The 21108-nt window shown below is 66.3% G+C and carries 21 protein-coding genes; 14 read left to right on the top strand and 7 right to left on the bottom strand.

Translation table 11 applies throughout. The features are described 5' to 3' along the window. Window positions 1–48 precede the first annotated feature (48 nt). The 9 genes from ABE957_RS07575 (at window position 49) to ABE957_RS07615 (ending at window position 8622) form a co-directional block, all read left to right on the top strand. Window positions 49–1122 (top strand): arginine N-succinyltransferase, encoded by a 1074-nt coding sequence (locus tag ABE957_RS07575; RefSeq protein ID WP_349758062.1) that lies wholly within the window; start codon window positions 49–51, stop codon window positions 1120–1122. Next, the gene (gene astA, locus ABE957_RS07580; RefSeq protein WP_349758063.1) at window positions 1122–2168 is read left to right on the top strand and encodes an arginine N-succinyltransferase; all 1047 of its coding nucleotides are present in this window, start codon (window positions 1122–1124) and stop codon (window positions 2166–2168) included. The genes ABE957_RS07575 and astA overlap by 1 nt, the downstream gene beginning before the upstream one ends. Beyond that, window positions 2168–3637: a succinylglutamate-semialdehyde dehydrogenase gene (gene astD / locus ABE957_RS07585; protein ID WP_349758064.1), complete on the top strand. Its 1470-nt coding sequence runs from the start codon at window positions 2168–2170 to the stop codon at window positions 3635–3637. Before astA ends, astD begins: the two co-directional genes overlap by 1 nt. Continuing rightward, window positions 3634–3783: a hypothetical protein gene (locus tag ABE957_RS07590; protein WP_349758065.1), complete on the top strand. Its 150-nt coding sequence runs from the start codon at window positions 3634–3636 to the stop codon at window positions 3781–3783. Before astD ends, ABE957_RS07590 begins: the two co-directional genes overlap by 4 nt. Further along, window positions 3780–3929 carry a hypothetical protein gene (locus tag ABE957_RS07595; protein ID WP_349758065.1) on the top strand — a complete coding sequence of 50 codons (150 nt, stop codon included), beginning with the start codon at window positions 3780–3782 and terminating at the stop codon, window positions 3927–3929. The genes ABE957_RS07590 and ABE957_RS07595 overlap by 4 nt, the downstream gene beginning before the upstream one ends. Continuing rightward, window positions 3926–5314 (top strand): N-succinylarginine dihydrolase, encoded by a 1389-nt coding sequence (astB, locus tag ABE957_RS07600; RefSeq protein WP_349758066.1) that lies wholly within the window; start codon window positions 3926–3928, stop codon window positions 5312–5314. The genes ABE957_RS07595 and astB overlap by 4 nt, the downstream gene beginning before the upstream one ends. Window positions 5315–5415: 101 nt before the next feature. Next, window positions 5416–6630, top strand: a complete 1215-nt coding sequence (gene zapE, locus ABE957_RS07605) for a cell division protein ZapE (protein ID WP_349758067.1) — start codon at window positions 5416–5418, stop codon at window positions 6628–6630. An 88-nt stretch (window positions 6631–6718) separates the two neighbouring features. After that, on the top strand, window positions 6719–7486 hold the full coding sequence (locus ABE957_RS07610) for a trimeric intracellular cation channel family protein (protein WP_349758068.1): 768 nt from the start codon (window positions 6719–6721) through the stop codon (window positions 7484–7486). A gap of 86 nt (window positions 7487–7572) precedes the next feature. After that, on the top strand, window positions 7573–8622 hold the full coding sequence (locus ABE957_RS07615; protein ID WP_349758069.1) for a DUF3541 domain-containing protein: 1050 nt from the start codon (window positions 7573–7575) through the stop codon (window positions 8620–8622). On the opposite strand, the gene ABE957_RS07620 is transcribed toward ABE957_RS07615, so the two are convergent. The 5 genes from ABE957_RS07620 to nhaD form a co-directional block, all read right to left on the bottom strand. Then, complete coding sequence (locus ABE957_RS07620) at window positions 8616–9422, bottom strand: PEP-CTERM/exosortase system-associated acyltransferase (RefSeq protein ID WP_349758070.1); 807 nt, start codon at window positions 9420–9422, stop codon at window positions 8616–8618. The two genes, ABE957_RS07615 and ABE957_RS07620, sit on opposite strands and share 7 nt — an antisense overlap. After that, entirely contained in the window at window positions 9419–12304 is a 2886-nt protein-coding gene (locus ABE957_RS07625; protein WP_349758071.1) for a bifunctional diguanylate cyclase/phosphodiesterase, read from the bottom strand. The genes ABE957_RS07620 and ABE957_RS07625 overlap by 4 nt, the downstream gene beginning before the upstream one ends. Before the next feature lie 33 nt (window positions 12305–12337). Continuing rightward, complete coding sequence (locus tag ABE957_RS07630) at window positions 12338–13558, bottom strand: hypothetical protein (protein WP_349758072.1); 1221 nt, start codon at window positions 13556–13558, stop codon at window positions 12338–12340. Further along, window positions 13527–13922 carry a hypothetical protein gene (locus tag ABE957_RS07635; protein WP_432765408.1) on the bottom strand — a complete coding sequence of 132 codons (396 nt, stop codon included), beginning with the start codon at window positions 13920–13922 and terminating at the stop codon, window positions 13527–13529. The genes ABE957_RS07630 and ABE957_RS07635 overlap by 32 nt, the downstream gene beginning before the upstream one ends. 435 nt (window positions 13923–14357) lie before the next feature. Beyond that, complete coding sequence (nhaD, locus tag ABE957_RS07640; protein WP_349758074.1) at window positions 14358–15839, bottom strand: sodium:proton antiporter NhaD; 1482 nt, start codon at window positions 15837–15839, stop codon at window positions 14358–14360. Between the two features lie 255 nt (window positions 15840–16094). Here nhaD and ABE957_RS07645 point away from each other — a divergent pair, with 255 nt between their 5' ends. From ABE957_RS07645 to ABE957_RS07665, 5 genes are all read left to right on the top strand, one after another. After that, window positions 16095–16808, top strand: coding sequence for a DUF3581 domain-containing protein (locus ABE957_RS07645; protein WP_349758075.1), 714 nt, complete (start codon window positions 16095–16097; stop codon window positions 16806–16808). 130 nt (window positions 16809–16938) lie between these two features. After that, window positions 16939–17907, top strand: coding sequence for a magnesium transporter CorA family protein (locus tag ABE957_RS07650; protein WP_349758076.1), 969 nt, complete (start codon window positions 16939–16941; stop codon window positions 17905–17907). Between the two features lie 94 nt (window positions 17908–18001). Then, window positions 18002–19237, top strand: coding sequence for a DUF3422 domain-containing protein (locus ABE957_RS07655; RefSeq protein WP_349758077.1), 1236 nt, complete (start codon window positions 18002–18004; stop codon window positions 19235–19237). A 173-nt stretch (window positions 19238–19410) separates the two neighbouring features. Beyond that, window positions 19411–19863, top strand: coding sequence for a hypothetical protein (locus tag ABE957_RS07660; RefSeq protein ID WP_349758078.1), 453 nt, complete (start codon window positions 19411–19413; stop codon window positions 19861–19863). A 46-nt stretch (window positions 19864–19909) separates the two neighbouring features. Beyond that, on the top strand, window positions 19910–20494 hold the full coding sequence (locus ABE957_RS07665) for a GNAT family N-acetyltransferase (protein ID WP_349758079.1): 585 nt from the start codon (window positions 19910–19912) through the stop codon (window positions 20492–20494). A 45-nt stretch (window positions 20495–20539) separates the two neighbouring features. Here the strand turns inward: ABE957_RS07665 and ABE957_RS07670 are convergent, their stop codons facing one another. Then, window positions 20540–20755: a DUF3820 family protein gene (locus tag ABE957_RS07670; protein WP_349758080.1), complete on the bottom strand. Its 216-nt coding sequence runs from the start codon at window positions 20753–20755 to the stop codon at window positions 20540–20542. A gap of 77 nt (window positions 20756–20832) precedes the next feature. Next, the gene (locus ABE957_RS07675; RefSeq protein ID WP_349758081.1) at window positions 20833–21060 is read right to left on the bottom strand and encodes a DUF1289 domain-containing protein; all 228 of its coding nucleotides are present in this window, start codon (window positions 21058–21060) and stop codon (window positions 20833–20835) included. Between the last annotated feature and the right edge of the window lie 48 nt (window positions 21061–21108).

The raw sequence follows: 21108 nt of genomic DNA on the forward strand, positions 1-21108 counted from the left end.
CGCGGCTCCCCCCTGCGCGACGACTCATCCCCCACCGGAGATCCTGCCATGCTGGTCATTCGTCCCGTTCGCCCGGCGGACCTGCCGTCCCTGGAGCGGCTGGCCGGCAGCGCCACGCCGCGCCTGACCAACCTGCCGGCCCATCGTGACCGCCTCGAGGAGCGCATCGCGCGCTCCCAGCGCGCCTTCGCCAGCGACATCGACGCGCCCGGCGACGAGCACTACATCTTCGTGCTCGAGGATCTGGAGCGCGGCGAGGTGGCCGGGACCGCCACCATCCGCGCCCAGGCCGGCGCCCGCGAGGCCTACTACACCTATCGCCAGGAGACGTTGATCCACGCCTCCCAGCAGCTCGACGTGCGTCGCGAGGTGCCGACCCTGGCGCTCTCCCACGAGGTCTCCGACGCGACCCTGCTCTGCGCGCTGTCGCTGGATCCCCGCTACAAGGGCACCAGCGCCGAGAGCCTGCTGCGCCGCGCGCGACTGATGTTCATCAGCCAGTACCCCGAGCGCTTCGCCGACCTGCTCGCCATGGCCTTCCCGGGCTACCTGGACGGGCAGGGCGAATCGCCGTTCTGGAACAGCGTGGGCCGCCACTTCTTCGTGCGCGACTACCAGGAGATCAACTACTTCGCCGGGGTGCGCTCGAAGAGCTTCGTCGCCGAGGTGATGCCGCAGTTCCCGCTCTATCTGGCGCTGCTCACGCCCCAGGCCCGCGCCGCCATCGGCCGCGAGCATCCCGACCATGAGACGGCGATGAACGAGATGCTGGCCGAGGGCTTCTTACGTTCGCGCCACGTGGACATCTTCGATGCCGGCCCGGTGATCAAGGGCGAACGCGAGCGCCTGGCGAGCTTCCGGCGCGCCGCCTGGCACCCGGTGCGAATCCGCCCGGCCCATGCCCTGCCCGATGCCGAGCCGGCCATGATCGCCAACCAGCGGCTGGCGGACTTCCGCTGCGTGGTGGCGCGCTATGCGCTGTCGCCCACCGGACAGCTGATGCTCTCGCCCGAGCACGCCGAGCTCTTGGGCGTGGAGGAGGGGCGCGCCGTGCTGGCCGCCCCCCTGGCACTGCCGGGCGCCGACGCCGACGAGCCGGGCTACGACGAGGGAGAGCTGTAATGCGCATGAGACCGATCGTCGAGACCGATATCGACGAACTCCAGGCTCTGGCCCGGGAGACCGGCGTGGGCTTCACCTCGCTGCCCGACAACCGCGAGTTCCTGGCTGCCCGGATCGCCTCCACGGTGAGCGCCTTCGAGGAGCGCACCCCGGTGGATCAGCGGCTCTACTTCTTCGTGCTGGAGGACGAGGAGACCGGCCGGCTGGCCGGCTGCTGCGCCATCGAGGGCCAGGTGGGGCGCGAGACGCCGTTCTACCACTATCGCCTGGGCACCCTGGCGCACTCCTCGGTGCAGCTCGACCTGCACCGCACCATCGATACCCTCTTCCTGAGCTCCGACCACACCGGTGATGCCGAGGTGGCCTCGCTGTTCCTGCGGCCCGAGTACCGCGGCGGCGACCCCCGCCATCAGCGCAACGGGGCGATGCTGTCGATGATGCGCTGGCTGTTCATGGCCGAGTTCCGCGACCGCTTCCCCGAGAAGGTGCTGGCCGAGATGCGCGGCGTCTTCGACGAGCGCGGTCGCAGCCCCTTCTGGGAGTGCCTGGGCAGCCACTTCTTCCCGCTCGACTTCGACGAGGCGGACAAGCTCACCGGGCTCGGCCAGAAGAGCTTCATCGGCGAGCTGATGCCCAAGTTCCCGATCTACACCCCGTTCCTCTCCGAGGAGGCGCGGGCCTGCATCGGCCAGGTCCACGAACACACCCGCCCGGCGCTGGCCATGCTCAAGAAGCAGGGGCTGCGCTGGGAGGGCTACATCGACATCTTCGACGGCGGCCCCACCGTCGAGGCCTATATCGACGACGTGCGCGGCGTGCGGCTGTCGCGGCGCTGCCGGGTGGAAGTGAAGGCCGGCACGCTGGAGGCGACGCCGCGTCCGCGCTGGCTGGCGGCCACCACCGGCATGGCCGGCTTCCGGGCCGCCTGGCTGGGCCGAGGCCCGGACGAGCAGGGCGTGGTGACCCTCGACGAGGGCGAGGCGCGTCGGCTGGAGGTCGCCTCCGGCGACACCCTGCGCATACTGGATACCGAGGAGGAGGCGTGATGAAGGCAACAGAACAACTGCTGATCGGCGGCACCTGGCAGGCGGGACGAGGCGAGGCCTTCACCAAGCGCGACCCGGTGGGAGGCGAGTGTCTCTGGGAAGGCCAGGCGGCCGACGAGGCTCAGGTCGACGCCGCCGTGACGGCCGCCCGCGAGGCCTTCCCGGCCTGGGCTCGCACCCCCTTCGCCGAGCGCCAGGCGCTGGTCGAGCGCTTCCGTGAGGTGCTCGAGCGCCACCGCGAGGACCTGGCCGCGGCCATCGCCCACGAGACCGGCAAGCCCCTCTGGGAGGCGCGCACCGAGATCGGCGCGATGATCGGCAAGGTGGCGATCTCCCTGCGCGCCTACCAGGAGCGCACCGGCGAGCGCAGCCGCGACCTGGGTGACGCCACCGCCGTGCTGCGCCATCGGCCCCACGGCGTGATGGCGGTGTTCGGCCCCTACAACTTCCCCGGCCACCTGCCCAACGGCCACATGGTCCCGGCGCTGCTGGCCGGCAACAGCGTGGTCTTCAAGCCCAGTGAGCAGACGCCGCTGACCGCCGACCTCACCCTGCAGTGCTGGCAGGAGGCGGGGCTGCCCGGCGGGGTGATCAATCTCGTCCAGGGCGCGGCCGCCACGGGCCAGGCGCTCTCCGCGCACCCCGGCATCGACGGCCTGCTGTTCACCGGCAGCGCCCGGGTGGGCGGCATCCTGCACCGCCAGTTCGCCGACCAGTTCGACAAGATCCTGGCCCTGGAACTCGGCGGCAACAACCCGCTGGTGGTCAAGGACGTGCCCGACCAGGAGGCCGCCGTGCTGACCATCCTGCAGTCGGCCTTCCTCTCCGGCGGCCAGCGCTGCACCTGCGCCCGGCGGCTGATCGTGCCCGAGGGCCAGGTGGGCGATCACCTGCTCGACGCCCTCAGTGACGCCATCTCGCGGCTGCGGGTGGCCGGCCAGTTCAGCGAGCCGGCGCCCTTCTATGCGGGCCTCGCCAACGTGGCGGCGGCCGACGGCCTGCTCAAGGCTCAGGAGGACCTGGAGGCGCGCGGTGGCACGGTGCTCTCGCGCATGGAGCGCCTGGAGGCCGGTACCAGCCTGCTCAGCCCCGCGCTGATCGACGTCACCGGCCTCGAGGTGCCCGACGAGGAGCACTTCGGCCCGCTGCTCAAGGTCTACCGCTATCGCGACTGGGACGAGGCCCTGCGCCTGGCCAACGACACCCGCTACGGCCTCTCGGCGGGGCTGATCGGCGGCGAGCGCGGCGACTGGGACGACTTCCTGCTGCGCATCCGCGCCGGCATCGTCAACTGGAACCGCCAGACCACCGGCGCCTCCGGCGACGCGCCCTTCGGCGGCGTGGGCGCGAGCGGCAACCACCGCCCCAGCGCCTATTACGCGGCCGACTACTGCGCCTACCCCGTGGCCTCCATGGAGAGCGAGGCGCTGGCCCTGCCCGACACACTGCCGCCGGGGGTGACGCTATGAGCCAGAATCTTATGTCCATCTCGACCAGGGCGCTGCCAGCGCGCTCTTACTGGACCACGGCCGACTACTGCGCCTACCCCGTGGCCTCCATGGAGAGCGAGGCGCTAGCCCTGCCCGACACACTGCCGCCGGGGGTGACGCTATGAGCCAGAATCTTATGTCCATCTCGACCAGGGCGCTGCCAGCGCGCTCTTACTGGACCACGGCCGACTACTGCGCCTACCCCGTGGCCTCCATGGAGAGCGAGGCGCTGGCCCTGCCCGACACACTGCCGCCGGGGGTGACGCTATGAGCGATGGAATGAACGACATCGGGGAACAGCCGACCGTGGACGCGCGCGAGGTCAATTTCGATGGCCTGGTCGGCCCGACCCACAACTACTCCGGCCTGGCGCTGGGCAACCTGGCCTCCATGACCCACCAGGGCCTGGTGGCCAACCCGAAGGAGGCCGCCATGCAGGGCCTGGGCAAGATGAAGTCGCTGATGGAGGCCGGCTATGCCCAGGGCGTGCTGCCGCCCCAGCAGCGCCCCGACCTGGGCGCGCTTCGGCGGCTGGGCTTTCACGGCAGCGATGCCCAGGTGCTGGCCCGGGCGGCCGGCGAGGCGCCCCAGCTGCTGCGGGCGGTCTGCTCGGCCTCGAGCATGTGGACCGCCAACGCGGCGACCGTGACGCCCTCGGCCGACGCCCCGGACGGTCGGGTGCACTTCACGCCGGCCAACCTGCAGTCGAGCTTTCACCGCTACCTGGAACCAGACACCACCGGCCGGGTGCTGGCCTCGATCTTCCGCGATCAGAACCACTTCGCCCATCACCCGGCGCTGCCGGGCACGCCGGCCTTCTCCGACGAGGGCGCGGCCAACCACACCCGGCTCGCCGCCGAGTACGGCGAGCCCGGTGTGCATCTGTTCGTCTACGGCCGCGCGGCCTTCGGCTGGGGCGCGGGGGAGGGCGTGGCGCCGCGTCGCTACCCGGCGCGCCAGACCCTGGAGGCGAGCCAGGCGATCGCCCGCCAGCACGGCCTGACGGAGTCCCAGGTGGTGTTCGCCCAGCAGCATCCCGAGGCGATCGACGCCGGCGTCTTCCACAACGACGTGATCGCGGTGGGCAACGGCCCGGTGCTGCTCTATCACGAGCGGGCCTTCCTCGACGAGCAGGGCACCCTGGACGAGCTGCGCGCGAAGATGACCACGCCGCTGATTCCTGTGCGGGTGCCGGAGGAGGCGGTGAGCCTCGAGGATGCCGTGGCCTCCTACCTCTTCAACTCGCAGCTGCTCTCCAACCCCGACGGCACCATGACGCTGGTGGTGCCCGGCGAGTGCCAGGAGCGCGAGAGCGTCTGGCGGGCCATCCAGGATCATCTGCTGGCCGGCCACAACCCCATCACCGAGGTGGTGGTCAAGGACGTCAAGCAGAGCATGCGCAACGGCGGTGGGCCCGCCTGCCTGCGCCTGCGGGTGGTGCTCTCGGCCGCCGAGCGGGCCGCGCTCGCAGGAAGGGTGCTGCTGGACGACGGCCTGCACGGCGATCTCACCGCCTGGGTCGAGCGTCACTACCGCGATCGCCTGGCCCCGGAGGACCTGGCCGACCCGCAGCTCGCCGCCGAGACCCTCACTGCCCTGGACGAGCTGACGCGGCTGCTCTCCCTCGGCGCCGTCTACCCCTTCCAGCGCGGCTGAGCCCGAAGCCGGAGCCGTCGACAGGGCCCGTCCCGGGACGGGGCGGGCCCTCTCCTGTAGGATCCGTCTGCACATAGGGAGGCGGATCCGCAGGGGGCTTCATGACCAGTGACGGCATGTCCAGCGATACGACCAGCGACGGTATGACCGGCCACGGCATCGTCGGGGACGCAGAGGCGCGGCATGACGCCCTGGAGGCGGCCTCGCCCTTGGCGGCCTACCGACAGGCGATCGCGCGTGCCGGCTTCGTCGACGACGCGGCCCAGGACCAGGCGGTCGAGCATCTCGAGGCCTGCTTTCACGCCTTGCACGAGGGGCAGGACGAGGCGTCCGGGTTCTACCTCTGGGGCCCCGTCGGGCGCGGCAAGACCTGGCTGATGGATCTCTTCCAGCGCCACCTCGACGTTCCCTCGCGGCGCCAGCACTTCCATCATTTCATGCGCTGGGTGCATCACCGCCTGTTTCGGCTCTCCGGCACCGCCGACCCGTTGACGGCGGTGGCGCGGGAGCTGGCCGACGAGATCCGGGTGCTGTGCCTCGACGAGCTTTTCGTCAGCGATATCGCCGACGCGATGATCCTTGGCGGGCTGTTCGGCGCGATGTTTGACCACGGGCTGGTGCTGGTCTGCACCTCGAACCAGGCACCGAACCAGCTCTATGCCGAGGGCTTCAACCGCGAGCGCTTCCTCCCCGCCATCGCCGCCATCGAACGGCACACCCGGGTGGTCGAGCTCGACGGCGGACAGGACCATCGCCTGCACCCCGGCCGGGCCCACCCCCGCTACTGGATCTCACGCCCCGGGCAGCCGAGCGCCCTGCCCGCGGTATTCGAGCGACTGCGCCAGGGGCTTCCCGAGTGCCACGCTCCCATCGAGCTGGGGCATCGCGAGATCGCCGTGCTCAGGCGCAGCGAGCGGGTGCTCTGGTGTCGCTATGATGATCTGTGCGAGGCGCCGCTGGCGGCGCTGGACTTCATCGCCCTCGGCGACCGCTTCGATCACGTGCTGCTGAGCGAGGTCCCGCGGCTGAGCCGTCACGCGCCGGCGAGCGCCATCGCCCGGGGCACCGAGGACGGCGCGGCGCGGGTCGCGGCCGGCGATCGCGACTTCCCCGAACTCTCTCGCCACGACGACGGCGTGCGCCGCTTCATCGCCCTGGTCGACGAGTGTTATGACCGGCGCATCCCGCTCTATCTGGAGGCCGAGGTGGCGATGGACGAGCTCTATCCCCACGGCTATCTCGCCTTCCCCTTCCGGCGGGTGCTCAGTCGCCTGCGCGAGATGCAGTTGGAGCGCTTTGGGCGCGACCTGTCGTGAGCGCCCGCGGGTGCCATCCCGCCCGGGATGAGGCCAAACCGCGCCGCGATGCGCTATGCTGCCGGCCAGCGCACAAGGGAGAAACGATGTGACGGGGCTGGTCTACTGGCTGGATATGGCGGGGGTGATCGTCTTCGCCCTCTCGGGGGTGGTGCTGGCCTGCCGCTCGCGGATGGACCCGTTCGGCATGCTGGTGCTGGCGGCGGTGACCGGCATCGGCGGCGGCACACTGCGTGACCTGGTGCTAGGCGTGCGTCCGGTGTTCTGGGTGACCGATCCGACCTACCTCTGGGTGATCCTCGCCACCGTGGGGCTGTCGATCCTCGGCTTTCACTATATCCACCGCCTCTCGCGGGGCTTCCTGCCGGTGGCCGATGCCTTCGGCCTGGCGCTGTTCACGGTGATCGGCGCCCACAAGGCCCTGATACTCGAGGCGCCCGGCGTGGTGGCGGTCCTGATGGGGATGCTGACCGGCGTGGCAGGCGGCATGACGCGTGACGTGCTGGCGCGTCGGGTGCCCATGGTGCTGCGCAGCGAGATCTATGCCACCGCCTCCATTGCCGGCGGCGTGGCCTTCGTCGGCCTGGAGGCCCTGTCCGCCCCGCTGGGCATTTCCATCGCCACCGGGCTAGGTGTCACCCTGGGGCTGCGGCTCTCGGCTATCTACTGGGGCCTCTCCCTGCCGGTATTCGCCTGGGTGGTGGTGCAACCGTCCCAGGCTCGGGAGACCCCCGAGGAAGACGGCCACGACGAGGATGATCGAGATCCGGAGGTGGAGAAGCCGCAGAGGCGCGCCAAGGTGCGGGTAAGGATGATTCCGCCCGGTCGCGCCCGGCGGGGAGGCAAGTCAAAATGAGACTGGCCCTGCCCGGTTTGAATTCGGGAGCGCAATCGAGAGCGCAGTCGGGTTTGCGACCGGGAGTGCGCGCGGGCCTCTCGCCCGTGAGGCTCACAGCCTGGCTGCTGGTGGCGCTGCTGACGCTGAGCGGATGCTCGCTCCCGGAGCGTGACACGACGCTCACATACGAAGACGTCGCGCAGTCGATCCAGGCACGCTACGAGCAGGCCCTGCCCGACCTGCCCTCGAGCAAGCAGCGCCACTATGCCCAGCGGCTCTATCGCCTGACCGGCGATGATCGCTACCTGCCCCTCAATCGCGACTACGGGCGTCGCCTGGTGGGCGCCCTGCGTGAGGAGATCGACGGCCTGGCCGATCCCGGCTATGCGGCGCGGCGCGCCCGGGAGGCGGTGGCGGCCTACCCGGTCAGCAGCCAGAAGCAGCGTCGTCGCAAGCGGATGCTCGCGGAGTGGGGAGAGATCGCCTACGCGAAGGGGCTGGCCTTCAAGCTGACCCAGGCGAGCTATTACGGCCTCTTGAACGACGCCGAGCTCCCCGGCCACCGGCGGGCGCTGGACTACCTGGCGAGCGTCGATTTCCGCGCTTTTCTGCTCGATCCCGAGGTGATGGCGGTCTACGCCGCCCAGGTCGCCAACCTGGTGTACTACCTCGAGGACCTGGGCGTCACCGATCTGCGAGAGGAGGTCGTCTCGGCTTTTCGCCGCCAGTATCCCCCGGCGCGCGATGCGAGGCTCTCGACGGCCGAATACCGCAACAAGATCTACGGCATGACGCACTTCGTGATCGCCGCCAGCGACTATTATCAGCAGCCCGTAGCCGCCGAGGATTTCCGCTGGGTGCTGGATGAATTCGCGGCCGGACTGGATCGCATCCTCCTCGATACCAAGGAGGACATCTACACGGAGGTGGGCATCAGCTTCCTGCTGGCCGGGCAGGAGGATGAACCGGCCGTGAGACGCCTGCGCGACGCGCTCCTCGACGCCTATGATCCAGTGGCGCGGATGGTGCCGTCAGAGCAGGGGGGCACCGACCTGGCCAGCGGTGAGCACCGCAACGTGCTGGCCATCATGCTGCTGGACTGGCCGGACCGCCTCTACTCGGGGCCGGTGCTCGCGGTGAATCAGGATCAGTAAACGCTGGCCTCCGGCATTGGTAGTTCTTCCATCTGAAATTCCAACTCATTCTGTATATGTCGGTAGAGCGGCAAAAGTTCTGCATGGATTTCTTTTTCGGCCTGGTGCTGGTCGATATAAAATGCACTTCTTTTGCCATGAAAATTGATGTTGTCACCGACTTTGGTGAAATTGAAGCCCGACATGGAGAGTAAGCGTGGAAGTCGCGGTTCCATCATGGCAAAGACATGCCGTCGATTCGTGATGCCGACAAGCGCATAGGTGGCAAGGAAGAGGCCGATCACGATAACTGGGAATGTTTTCTTTTCATCCAGCGTGAACTCCTCGGAGCTTGTTTTGATGCCGTCGGCAATCTCGGCCTTTAAAGATTTTCTTCGAAAGGAAAGAGGCACTGCAAGCCTTGATACTTCGCAGATTTCGTTTTTGTCTAGCAACGCAGGGTGAAAAATTTCATGTGTAAGGCTTTGACCTGCATAACTTTGCAAAGGAAGTCTTGTGTCGCGGCAGTCATGATCAGGAGGCGGGAGTACAAGACGCATGCACCCAGCCGCTTTTCCGCTACGTCTGTGTTCTATTAGACAATGTAGCGATCGCTCATCATGTTCATCGTATTCTAGCTTCTCGCGAGCATCAGAGGGCTCTTCATAGCCGAGTTCATCGCAATAGATGTCATACCTCAAGCGATATATTTTCTTTTTCTCTGCTTCGCTAGTGGCAAGCACGAAACGAAAGCCGCTTCTAAAGCGTTCCAGAAGCTGAGTAGAAGACTCTGCCTTCCCATCAGGTGAGCAATGACTCATTCTCTTTTCCTTGAGTTTGACGTGGGAATAAGCTCTTGGTCAGCAAGAAAGCCGTGAAGTGAGAAGCCGAATGCTTGATTCAGAGGAGCTGGTTTTCCTAGATGAAATCCCTGGCCATAAGTAATGCCATAGGACTTCAGTATCGGCAGCAGGGCTTCCTGATCGACGAATTCGGCGATCGCCTGCTTGCCGAACCCGGCGGCGATATCGGCAATGGCCTGGACGATCACTCGGCTCTCCGGGCTGATCAGCAGGCTGCGAATGAAGGAGCCGTCGATCTTGATGTAGTCCACCGGCAACTGCCCCAGATAGTGGAAGCTGCTGAACCCTACCCCGAAGTCGTCCAGGGCGGTTCGGCATCCGAGGTCGCGCAGTGCCTGCAGCACGCCGCGTGCCGTGGAGAAGTCGGTCACGGCGGCGGTCTCGGTGACCTCGAGAATGAGGTGGTGGGGATCGGCTCCGCTGGCGGCCAGTTCGTCGGCCAGGTATTGCTTCAGGCACTCGTCATGCAGGGACTGGCCGGAGAGGTTGACCGCCAGGCAGATGCCACGCTCCTGGATCTGGCTGAGAAGACGCAGGCTGTGGCGCAGCACCCAGCGATCGATCTGCACGATCTGGCCGCTGCGTTCCGCTACCGGGATGAAGGCGGCGGGAGAGACCAGGCTGCCATCGGCATCGCGCATGCGCAGCAGCACCTCATAGTGCTTCACGTCGCGATCCTCCAGCCGCATGATGGGCTGCACCATTAGCTCGAAGTCGTCCTCCGCCAGGGCACTGCGCACGCGCTCTACCCAGTAGACGCGTTCCTGCAGCTCGTCCTTGGCATTCTCGGATCGTGAGAGCAGGTGCCACTGCTGGATGCCGCTCTCCTTGGCCTTGTACATGGCCACGTCGGCGCTGGCCATCATGTCGGCCGGGGTCTTGCCATGAGAGGGGAAAAGGGCAATGCCGATGCTGGCGGTGACCCGGTGGCGTCGTCCTGCGGCGGTGAAACCCAGCGTGTCGAGCAGCTGGTCGATGTGCTGGGCAACCTGTATCGCCTGGTCCGCATCGGCATGCTCCAGCAGCAGCGAGAACTCATCGCCGCCCAGACGGGCGATGACCCCGCGATGCCCCAGGTTCAGCAAGAGGGTCTCGGCTACCTCGCGCAGCAGGCGGTCGCCGACATGGTGGCCGCTCAGCTCGTTGACCTCCTTGAACTGATCGAGATCCAGCAGGAGCACCGCACCTCGCGACTCGCGCGATAGTGCCTGCTGCAGGGCGTCCTGAAAGTAGCGTCGGTTATAGAGTTCGGTCAGGGGGTCGCGTTCGGCCAGCCAGGTCAGGCGTGCCTCCGCGGCCTTGCGCTCGGTGATATCGAGCCCCACCGAGATCCGTGACTTGCCGTCGTCGCCGCCCGAGGGCAGCGGCGCGTGGTACCAGGCGATGGTGTGCAGGCGCTGGTCCGGGGTATGCAGCGTCCGCTCTTCCTGCTGAGGGATGTCGAAGGTGCTCACCGGCGAGGGGCGCCCGGCCTCGAACACGTCGACGAAGTGGCGCCCCAGCAGGGAGGGATCGTCCAGGTCCAGCATCGAGCGGGTATAGTCGTTGACGAGGCTGATCCGGCCCCGGCTGTCCTGGGCGATGATGAAGACGCGGGCGGTATCCAGCAGGCTGTTGACGAAGTCACGCTCCTTGGCCAGCTCGTCGACACGTTCTGCCAGCTGGTCACCGCGCTCCTGAACCTCCTCTTCCAGCATCTCGAGCTGCCGTGAGAGTGCCAGGGTGGTGCCCTCCAGCACGTCGATCTCGTCCGGCAGGCGATGACGGGTCGCGGGAATCGCGGATCTGACATCCTCGAATCCCCCGCTGGCGAGCGTCGGCAGAACGCCAGCAATCCGGCGCAGGCGCGCCATCGGGCGCAGCAGGATCAGCAGCAGCAGCAGCTCGGCGGCCAGCCAGCCGATCAGGCCGACGCCCATCAGGGTACGTGTGTCCTCGTTGATGGCCCTTATCTGGGACGAGATATCGGAGATCAGCAGGAAATAGCCGTTGCCGCGACCACCGGCGTCCTCGTCCATCCGAACCGCACTGAGTTCGAGATGCTGTCCTTGGTCCTGAAGCTGTACAGGCCTCTGCAGCAGGTCGCCGATGGGGCTGAGGTGTGAAGCCTTTTGCAGCAGGGGCAGGCTCTCTTCCTGTCGCGTCAGCGCCAGCAGGTAGCCATCCCAGGGCGCCAGCTTGCGTTCTTCGAGCAGGCTTTGGCTATCCAGCGGGCCCGTGACCAGCAGGGCCACCTCTGCGTTGGAGACTTCTCGGGCCTGGCGGGTCACATCGGCCAGCGAGCGGGAGAGCACGACCAGGCCGACGCTTTCGCCATCCACCAGCACCGGCACTGCGGCCACCTGCTGACAGTTCGTCGTGCAGCGCAGCCGCGTGATGGGCATCTCGGTGCTCATGACCCGTTGCACCCAGGCCTGGATCGGCAGGCTGCCGTCCGACTGGTCGGAGCCCCAGTGCCCCAGGAGCCGCCCCTCGGCATCCGCGATTCGTATCTCGTCGACGCCGGCCTCGAGCTGCAGCGTCGGCCACTGGGAGGCCAGCGCCTTCTCGACCTCTTCTGAATTGCCGGCCTCGAGCGGGGGACCCAGGCGAGGTGAGGCCGCGGCCAGGCCTGCCAGCTGGCGAAGGTTCTCTGCCGAGCGCTGCAGGGCGAGGCGGATCTCGCGCTGCTGGCGCTCATGATGCTCGTGACGGCTCTCCTGGAACTGACGCGTCAGGTTCTCGTGGCCCAGCCAGGTGAACAGCGCCACGAGACCGACCAGCAACAGGCTGCTCAGGGCGATGACTCGCCACGTCAGGCTGAGTCGATGGCGGATCTGGAGGGACGGAGGAACGGTCATCTCGTTAGATTCCAGGCCAGAGACATGGAGTCGTCAGAAGCGCAGTGAGAGCTGAAATAGCAGCATGTTCCAGCGACGACTGGTTTCCGAGGGATCCGGATTATCTTGGACGGGTAGCCAGCCAGTGCCATCCACATGGTGATATTCGCCGGCCAAGAGCAATCTGGGGTGTGGCGTCCACTGGAGCCCTAAGGTGATATCGTCTGCGAACTGTGAGTGTGCTGGTCCCAGCCCCTTTTCCTCGTACTCATTACCAGAGGTATCGTCACGATTGCTGATCAGGCTGTCGTAGCGTATTAGCCACTGCCAGTTTTCATCGAAGCGGCGGGTGTACTGCACGTACCAGCTTTCCCCCGTAACATCGAAGTTGAGTGCGGGGTTATTGAAATCCTCAAGGCCCGAATTACGCCACGCGTACTCACCGGTCAGGCTCCAGTTTTCCTCGTTGTACTGAAGCGAGAAGATCCAAGGTTTGAAAAAGAAGTCGCCATCGCTCAAGCCTGGGGTCGATGAGTCGAAGCGAGCATTGGCACTGGCCGTACTGATAGCGGCAATGATCCGCCCGCCGTCGTGCTCATAGCGTATCTGGCCAATGGCAGATTCCCTTGGGTCAAGGCTTCCATCCAGCGTGTCGAGCCTTAGGGTTCTACGCAGGTCGTCACCAGCCTGTGCTTGGCCGAATCCAATTTGCGTCCTCAATAAACCTTGGTTGAAACGTTCCTCGTGATAGAGGGAGATGCCATCACCCGAGAGGGCGAGAGAGCGCGTTCTGTCGAAATAGATGGACTGTGGCAGCAGGATGCTGGGACGGGTAAAGGCCACGTCTCGGGTCTGGTTATAGAAGCCGAAGGGGTTCTTGAACCGTCCGACCTGGATCCCGAAGGTGCGCTGCTGGTTCGAGAGCATCTGATAATCGATCAGGCCGTAGTCCAGTTTGGGACTGGCATCGCTACCGTCTCCCCCGGCGCGTCGGCTCAGCACCTGGGCGGCCAGCAGCACGTCCTCGTGGGGGCGCAGCGAGACGTTGGCACCGATCTCGGTGAACTTGAGGCTCCCTTCATCCTCGCTGCTGGGGCCGAAGAAGTTGTTGTCATCGGTGATGACCAGCGCCTGACTCAGGAAGCCGTGCATCTGGAGAGTGTCCAGCACGCGCTCCTCGCTCCTGGCTTCGGCCGACAGGCCCAGGGCCAGCCCGGCGATGATGACAGTTACGGAGCGCGCATCACTCCATTGAAATGACTTGGACACTATCATCCAGGTACTCCCTTTCAAGATATCCCAGGGCGCCGGGCGTGGTGGCGATGCGCTCGAGCATCGCCTGTTGGTCATGGACCCGATTGGGGGCCTGCCCGGTTCCCGAGAACACCATGCGATCCCACGCCAGCTGCAGCTGGTGTGGATAGACGGCCAGCTGCTCCTTGGCAAAGCGCGCATGCACGGGATGGTTGTTGTCGAGCACGAAGACCCGCACGGCCTGACCGTCGGGCCAGGTACGCTGACGCATGGCGAAAATGGCGCGGGTGGTATCGCGCGTCAGTTGATGGGTCGTCACGTCCGGATGAGCCACGACCGCGAGGGACATTTCCTGGGCACTGGTCATGGTGCTGGCCAGCAGCATCACGGTGGTCAGCGCGAGGGCGGTCAGGCGCACCATGGTGAGCGCCTCCCTGGTCTGCGCCCATCAGCGGCGGTCGCTGCCGCGTCGGGAGAGTGGATCAGGACGTAAGCCGGCATCGGGGGGGGTGTTCCCGTTGTCTCGTTAACGACAGGCTCATGCGCCATTCGGGCGCAGCCCACACGTTGTGTGTGTATGAGTCGATGACGCCGTCTCCCTGCAGATCATGAGGTCTGTGTGTTTTTCATCTTAGTGCGAATTAGCGGTGAGGCCTGACGGGCACTAGAAAGGCCACCTTGCCATGTCGGCACTGGTCATCCTTATACGCTACATCACTTTAACGAGATTTACAGGCAGGAGTATCAACGTCTCATGAAAATTCCGGCGGCTCGCAGGCCGCCGGAAAGCAATGGCAGGGCATTTGCGATCAACGGGCGATCACAGCACGTTGAAGCTCTCGGCGTTGAGCCACAGGTGGGCCATGACGCTGGCGATGTAGCCCAACGCGATCACCGGGGTCCAGCGCAGGTGGCCCATGAAGGTGTAGTTGCCGCGGGCCTGGCCCATCAGGGCGACGCCGGCCGCCGAGCCGATCGACAGCAGGCTGCCGCCGACGCCAGCCGTCAGGGTGATCAGCAGCCACTGGCCATGGGACATGTCGGGCTCCATGGTCAGCACGGCGAACATCACCGGGATGTTGTCGACCACCGCCGAGAGCACGCCCAGGGTGACGTTGGCCCCGGTGGCGTTCCAGCCGGTGTAGAGGGCATCGGAGAGCATCCCCAGGTAACCCATGAAGCCCAGGCCACCGACGCACATGACGACCCCGTAGAAGAACAGCAGGGTGTCCCACTCGGCACGTGCCACGCGGTTGAAGACGTCGAAGGGCACCACGCTGCCCAGGCTCTCGAGCTTCTTCCAGTCGCCACGCTGGCTGTAGCGAGTGCGCTTGCGCTCCAGGGAGCGGGGCAGGGTGCGACGCAGGAAGTAGCCAAAGAACTGCAGGTAGCCAAGGCCCGTCATCATGCCCAGCACCGGCGGCAGGTGCAGCAGGGTATGGCAGGCCACGGCGGTGGCCACGGTGAGCAGGAACAGGGCGATGATGCGCCGCGCACCGCGCTTGAGCCAGACATCCTCTTCCAGGCTGTCGGGTTTGCGGTTCTGGATGAAGCAGCTCATCACCACGGCCGGAATCAGGAAGTTGATCAGCGAGGGGATCAGCAGCTCGAAGAACTCGTAGAACTCGACGAGGCCGGCCTGCCAGACCATCAGGGTGGTGATGTCGCCGAAGGGGCTGAAGGCGCCGCCCGCGTTAGCGGCCACCACGATATTGATGCAGGCCAGGTTGATGAAGCGCTTGTCGCCCTCGGCCACCTTGGTCACCACGGCACACATCAGCAGGGCGGTGGTCAGGTTGTCGGCAATCGGCGAGATGATGAAGGCCAGCACGCCGGTGATCCAGAACAACGAGCGGTAGCTGAAGCCCTTGCGGACCATCCAGGAGCGCAGGGCGTCGAAGGCGCGGCGCTCTTCCAGGGCGTTGATGTAGGTCATCGCCACCAGCAGGAACAGCATCAGCTCGGTGAACTCGAGCAGGGTCATGCGAAAGGCGTGCTCAGACTCGGCGGGCATGCCCGCCTTCACGTAGACCCAGCCGATCAGCGCCCAGATGATGCCGGCGGCGACCAGCACCGGCTTCGACTTGCGCATGTGGATCTTCTCTTCGGCCATGACCAGGGCGTAGGCGAGCACGAAGACGGCGACGGCGAGCAGGCCCACGAAGGAGCTGGTCAGGTCGAGTTCGCCGGTCACGGCGAGCACCGGTCCGCTGGCGAGGAGAGCAACGAGGGCAAGCATCAGCATGCCCGGCCAGCGGGCGAATTGCCGCGGCCAGTGGGAGGTACGACAGGTGTTCAGCATGGCTGCAATCATCCTGAGGCAGAAGGTGGCGGGAAGGGTGTAAAAGTGAATCGATCTTATCACAGCGTGCTGCAGCGCAGTGTGCTCCCCTCTTTATTACTCTGTGCATCTTTGGTATGAGTCAAGAACGCGCTGGAAGGCGCAGATTCGCCCTTTCCCTAGGCCACGCAAGCCGTTAATTTGTGGCATCATCTGCCCCTCCGGCGGCTGCCGGAGACCACGGATTGCCAATGACTCGGGGCAGGCTCACGACACATGTTTCTTGACGACTTCCACACGCGCACGGATGGCTGGATCCGGATCTCCGCCGAGCAGGCCAGCCGTTTCGCCAAGCGCGTCGCCGGTGACTTCAACCCCATTCATAACGTCGATGCACGACGTTTCTGCGTGCCCGGCGACCTGCTGTTCGCTCTGGTGCTGTCGCGCTATGGGCTTTCTCAGAACATGAGCTTTCGCTTCCTGAGCATGGTGGGTGACGGCGTGCCGCTCTGCTTCCATGAGGACGACGACGGCCTGATCCGCGTCTGCGACGAGCAAGGAAAGGGCTACCTGGAGGTAACCCGCAGCGGCGAGACGACCCATGACGAGGCCGTGGTCGAGGCCTTCACCCGTTGCTACGTGGCCTTCTCGGGCAAGAACTTCCCCCACTACCTCAAGCCGCTGATGGAAGAGCAGGGGGTCATGTTCAACCCGCGTCGCCCGCTGGTGATCTACGACAGCATGGGCTTCTCGCTGGAGCGGCTGAATGGCCGTCTGCCGGGTCTGGAGCTCCTCGACTCCTCGCTGTCGGTGGCCGGCAAGCGCGGCGATGCGCTGCTGGAATTTCGCATCACCGCCGGCGGCGAGGCGGTCGGCAGCGGCTCCAAGAAGCTGGTGGTCAGCGGCCTGTGCGACTACGACGCCGCCGCCATGGATGAGGTTGTCGCCGAGTTCTACCGCCTCAAGGCCGCCGACGAGCGTCAGGCCTGATTCGCCGAATGCCTTTCGCCATTCATGTCGGGGGCGGCCGGGCCATGTCCGATGAGCCGTGCCGCGCGGCGACGATGCCGGTTCAAGGGCATTCATCGTGGGCAGGGTTTCGTTAGAGGAGGATGCTGCGATGATGCGAGCGCTGCTGCTGGAAGCCGATGGCCGGGTGGCGAGAGGCGGGGAGGAGTTGATCGCTCGCTGGCGAGAGAATCCCGAGAGCCGCATCTGGATCGACGTGCAGGGCGAGCCCCGGGAACGTGCCCGCGAGCTCCTCGAGGCCTTCTGCTGTCATCCGCTGGCCATCGACGATGCCGAGCGTGAGCGACATCCGCCCAAGGTCGAGGAGTTCGAGACGCACACCCTGGTCCTCTATCGGGGCATCTCCTCCTTCGATGCCGAGCTCAATTTCCAACCCCAGCAGGTCGCCTTCTTCCTCGGCGAGCGCTACCTGATCAGCCTGCATCCCGGCAAGGCACTGAGCATCGACCGCTTGATGGCCCACGAAGGCGAGGCGCTGCTGCGCCGTTCACCCGAGCATGTCGCGCTGAAGGTCATGTACGTCTCCGCCGGCTTCTACCTCGACAGCCTGCTCCAGTTCGAGAATGCCCTCAGCGACCTGGAGGATGCGCTGCTCGACGACGGCAGCGATGCCCTGATGCGCCGGGTGATCGCCTATCGCTCGCGGCTGGTGAAGATGCGCCGGGTATTCAACTACCACGTTGGCATCACCCAGGAGCTGACCGCCTACGACTATTCGCACCTGCCTCGCGATAACGAAGACACCCTGCATGCCATCAACGACGTCCATGAGCGATTCGAGCGCCTGCACAGCCTGACGCAGATGTACTACGACATCTGCGGCGATCTGGTCGACGGCTATATCTCGCTCTCCTCGCACCAGCTCAACATCACCATGCGGGTGCTCACGGTGATCACCGCCATCTTCGTGCCGCTGACCTTCCTCGCCGGCATCTATGGCATGAACTTCGCCAACATGCCGGAGCTCGCCTATCGCTTTGGCTATTTCGTGGTGCTCGGGGTGATGCTGGTCATCGGCCTCGCCCTGCTGTGGATGTTTCGGCGCAAGAAGTGGCTGTGAGGCCAGTCCGCCAGCCGGCACGTTGATGCATCGCACTTGGCCTGGCCCACGCCAGGCTCTAGTCTCGGGGGCTCTTTTCTCGCCAGGCTTTCACATGCACCCACAACGCGCACGCTTGCACAACGAGCTCCATGCCCGGCCCTCGATCTATTTCGAGGAGCCGGCGCACCTCCACCACTACGCCTTCCTGGACGAGGGCGAGATCGCCGCGGACATCCTCGACCGGATTGCCGAGGTCGCCGGCCGCACCCCCGATCGCGAGGCGGCCCAGGAGATCATTGATCTCGGCGACCAGACCCTGAAGTGGGAGCGGCACACCGAATTCTTCACCCTGACCCTGCTGGTGCCGAGGCCCGCCGGCCAGGGCGAGCCGTGGCCGGCGCCGCCCGCGACGCTGGCGGAGATCGCCGCCGTGCATCACAAGGCCCTCATCAATGCGAGCCTGATACTGGTCGAGTCCGAGGCTAGCTGGAAGGGTGAAGCCGAGGCGTACGGCTTTCGCGACCCCGCAGGCTCCAGCGTCGGCGGCGGCGATGCGACCGTGTGGAGCGATTTCCGGCTCACCGCGGCGGGGCTCAACCGCGTGCTGCTGGTCAACCGCGGGCTCAACGCCTTTCGCCTGGGGCGCATGACCCGACGGCTGCTGGAGATCGAGACCTACCGCATGATGGCCTCGCTGGCCCTGCCGGTGGCCAAGGAGCTGAGCCTGGAGCTGCGCGACTATGAGCTCGAGCTCGGCGAGCTGTCGGAGCGCAATACCCACGGCAAGGAGGAGAGCCCGCGCCCGCTGTTGGCGGCCATCTCCGCGCTCTCGGCGCGGCTCGAGCGCAGCGGAGCCCGCTCGCGGCAGCGCTTCAGCGCCACCGAGGCCTACGCGCGGATCGTCTTCACCCGCATCGAGGAGCTGCGCGAGGAGCGCCTCGGCGACCGCCCCCGGCTGGGCACCTTCATGCTGCGACGCTTCCGGCCGACGGTGCACTACTGCGCCGCCATCAACCAGCGCCAGGAGAGCCTGGCGGAGAGCGTGGCACGGCTCAACGACCTGCTGCGGACCCGCGCCCAGGTGGAGATCGAGGAGCAGAACTTCGAGATCCTCCATAGCCTCAACGAGCGCACCAGCAGCCAGCTGAAGATCCAGAGGGCGGTCGAGGGACTCTCGATCATCGTCATGAGCTACTACCTCATCAGCCTGGGCAAGCTGGGGCTGGAGGGCCTCGATGCCCTGGGCATGCCCATCGAGCCGAGCGTTGCCGCCGGGGTGCTGGGGCCCCTGGGGCTCGGGATCATCGGCTTGCTGGCCTGGCGCATCCAGCGCGTGAAGAACCACTGACGGGCGCCTGCAGGGGGCGCCGGGGGACACTATGCTGAGGAGTGGACAGGTCGCGTCCCGTGTGGCCTGCACGTTCGTTGCGAGTTCATCGCTCGTCGACTGACTGACAGGTCGCCAACGGCCTACTAGCGGCGCGCCTATTGACGACTTGTCGACAGCTAAAGAGGTGCTTCATGACAATGCTCACCGTCCACGACGTCCTCACCCCCCGGCGGCTGCTGCTCGGCCTGCTCCTCGTCGCCCCGCTGACCCTGGCCAGCGAAGGGCACGACCTGACCTTTCAGGGCGATGCCAGCTTCGCCGGCGCCCACGGCGGACAGGCCGTGCAGGCGGCCCTGGTCGATGCCGACTCCGGCGAGGTGCTCGAGACGGCCTCCGGCACGGTCTCCGCCGATGATGACCCGACCTTCTCCTTCGATTTCCCCGGCGCCCTGAGCGAAGGCGGCAGCTACGCGGTGCACTACTGGATCGACTCCAACTTCGGCGGTGGCAGCGAAGGCAGCTGCGATCCCATGGGAACCGATCACCAGTGGAGCGTGCCGCTGGAGGCTTCCGGCGAGGCGGTCACCCACGTGGAGAGCCACGACCCGGGTGCTCAGTCGGAGGTCTGCGCGACCTTCGAGTGACGCCTTTGCCGCCGGGCCTTCGTGGCGCGAAGGCAGGGAGTCGACCATGCGACTGCGCGATGCCACCCGGGCCGATGCCCGGGACCTGGCTCATCTGATCAACCTGGCGGGGGAGGGGCTGCCCGAGACCCTGTGGGGGCAGATGGCCGAGGGCGGAAAATCGTCCCTGGAGGTCGGCGCGGAGCGAGCCGGCCGCGAGGAGGGCGGCTTCAGCTACCGACACGCCCGGGTGTGCATCGATCGCGGGCGAATCGTCGGGATGATTATCGCCTATCGGCTGCCCGACCCCTACGATCTGGAGGATCTGGACGAGGCCCCCGCCCCTGTCCAGCCCCTGCTGCGCCTCGAGGCCCAGGTGCCGGGTAGCTGGTACATCAACGGCATCGCGACCCTGCCGGCGGCGCGTCGCAAGGGCGTCGGACGGCTGATGATGGCCCAGGCCGAGGCCTCGGCGATTGGCGCCGGTTGCCACGAGCTGAGCCTGATCGTGGCCGAGGAGAACCGCACGGCCTGCGCGATCTATCATCGGCTGGGCTTTCGGGAGATCGCCTCCCTGCCGCTGGTGCCCTGGCCCGGCTGTCCGCATGGCGGCCGCTGGCTGCTGATGACTCGCCGCCTGGAGGACAGGTAGCCGACGCGATCTGCCCCGGCGGGACTCCGCTGACAGGCACGGGGTTCAGCTGCGCCGGCGCAAGGGATCGAGTAGCCCGCTCAGGCCGTTGTGGTCGATCTCGTGCATCAGGTACAGCAGGCGGCCGATCTGGCCGTCGGGAAAGCCCTCGCGGGCGAACCAGTTGAGGTAGGGGCCGGGCAGGTCGGCGATCAGCCATCCCGCATGCTTGCCGAAGGGCATGCGCAGAGTGACCAGTTTCTCGAGGTCTTCGGGGTTCACGAAACGGGCTCCATCGGGCAAAGGGGCGAGACTATCACGCTCGTCTCGTCGCGGGTGGGCCGGTGACGGGTCGAGGCTCAGCGCTTGGGGAACGCGACTCGCTCCAGGCGCTGCCATACCTCCTCTCGCTCTTCCGCGTTCATGCTGCCCCAGCGGGCGATCTCGTCGAGAGTGCGACCGCACCCCCGGCAGTTATCGGTGGCCTCATCGATCCGACAGACCTTGGTGCAGGGCGAGGCCGGACGCGGGAAGCGCGCGGCGGCGTGGGTGGGCCTGTCGGCCTCGTGCGCTGGCGTGTGCGGCAAGATACTCTGCTCTTCTCATCTTTGGTTGGCGGCCCACCCGGGTGAGCC

The sequence above is a fragment of the Halomonas pelophila genome (genome assembly GCF_040196315.1).
GTDB lineage: Bacteria > Pseudomonadota > Gammaproteobacteria > Pseudomonadales > Halomonadaceae > Halomonas > Halomonas pelophila.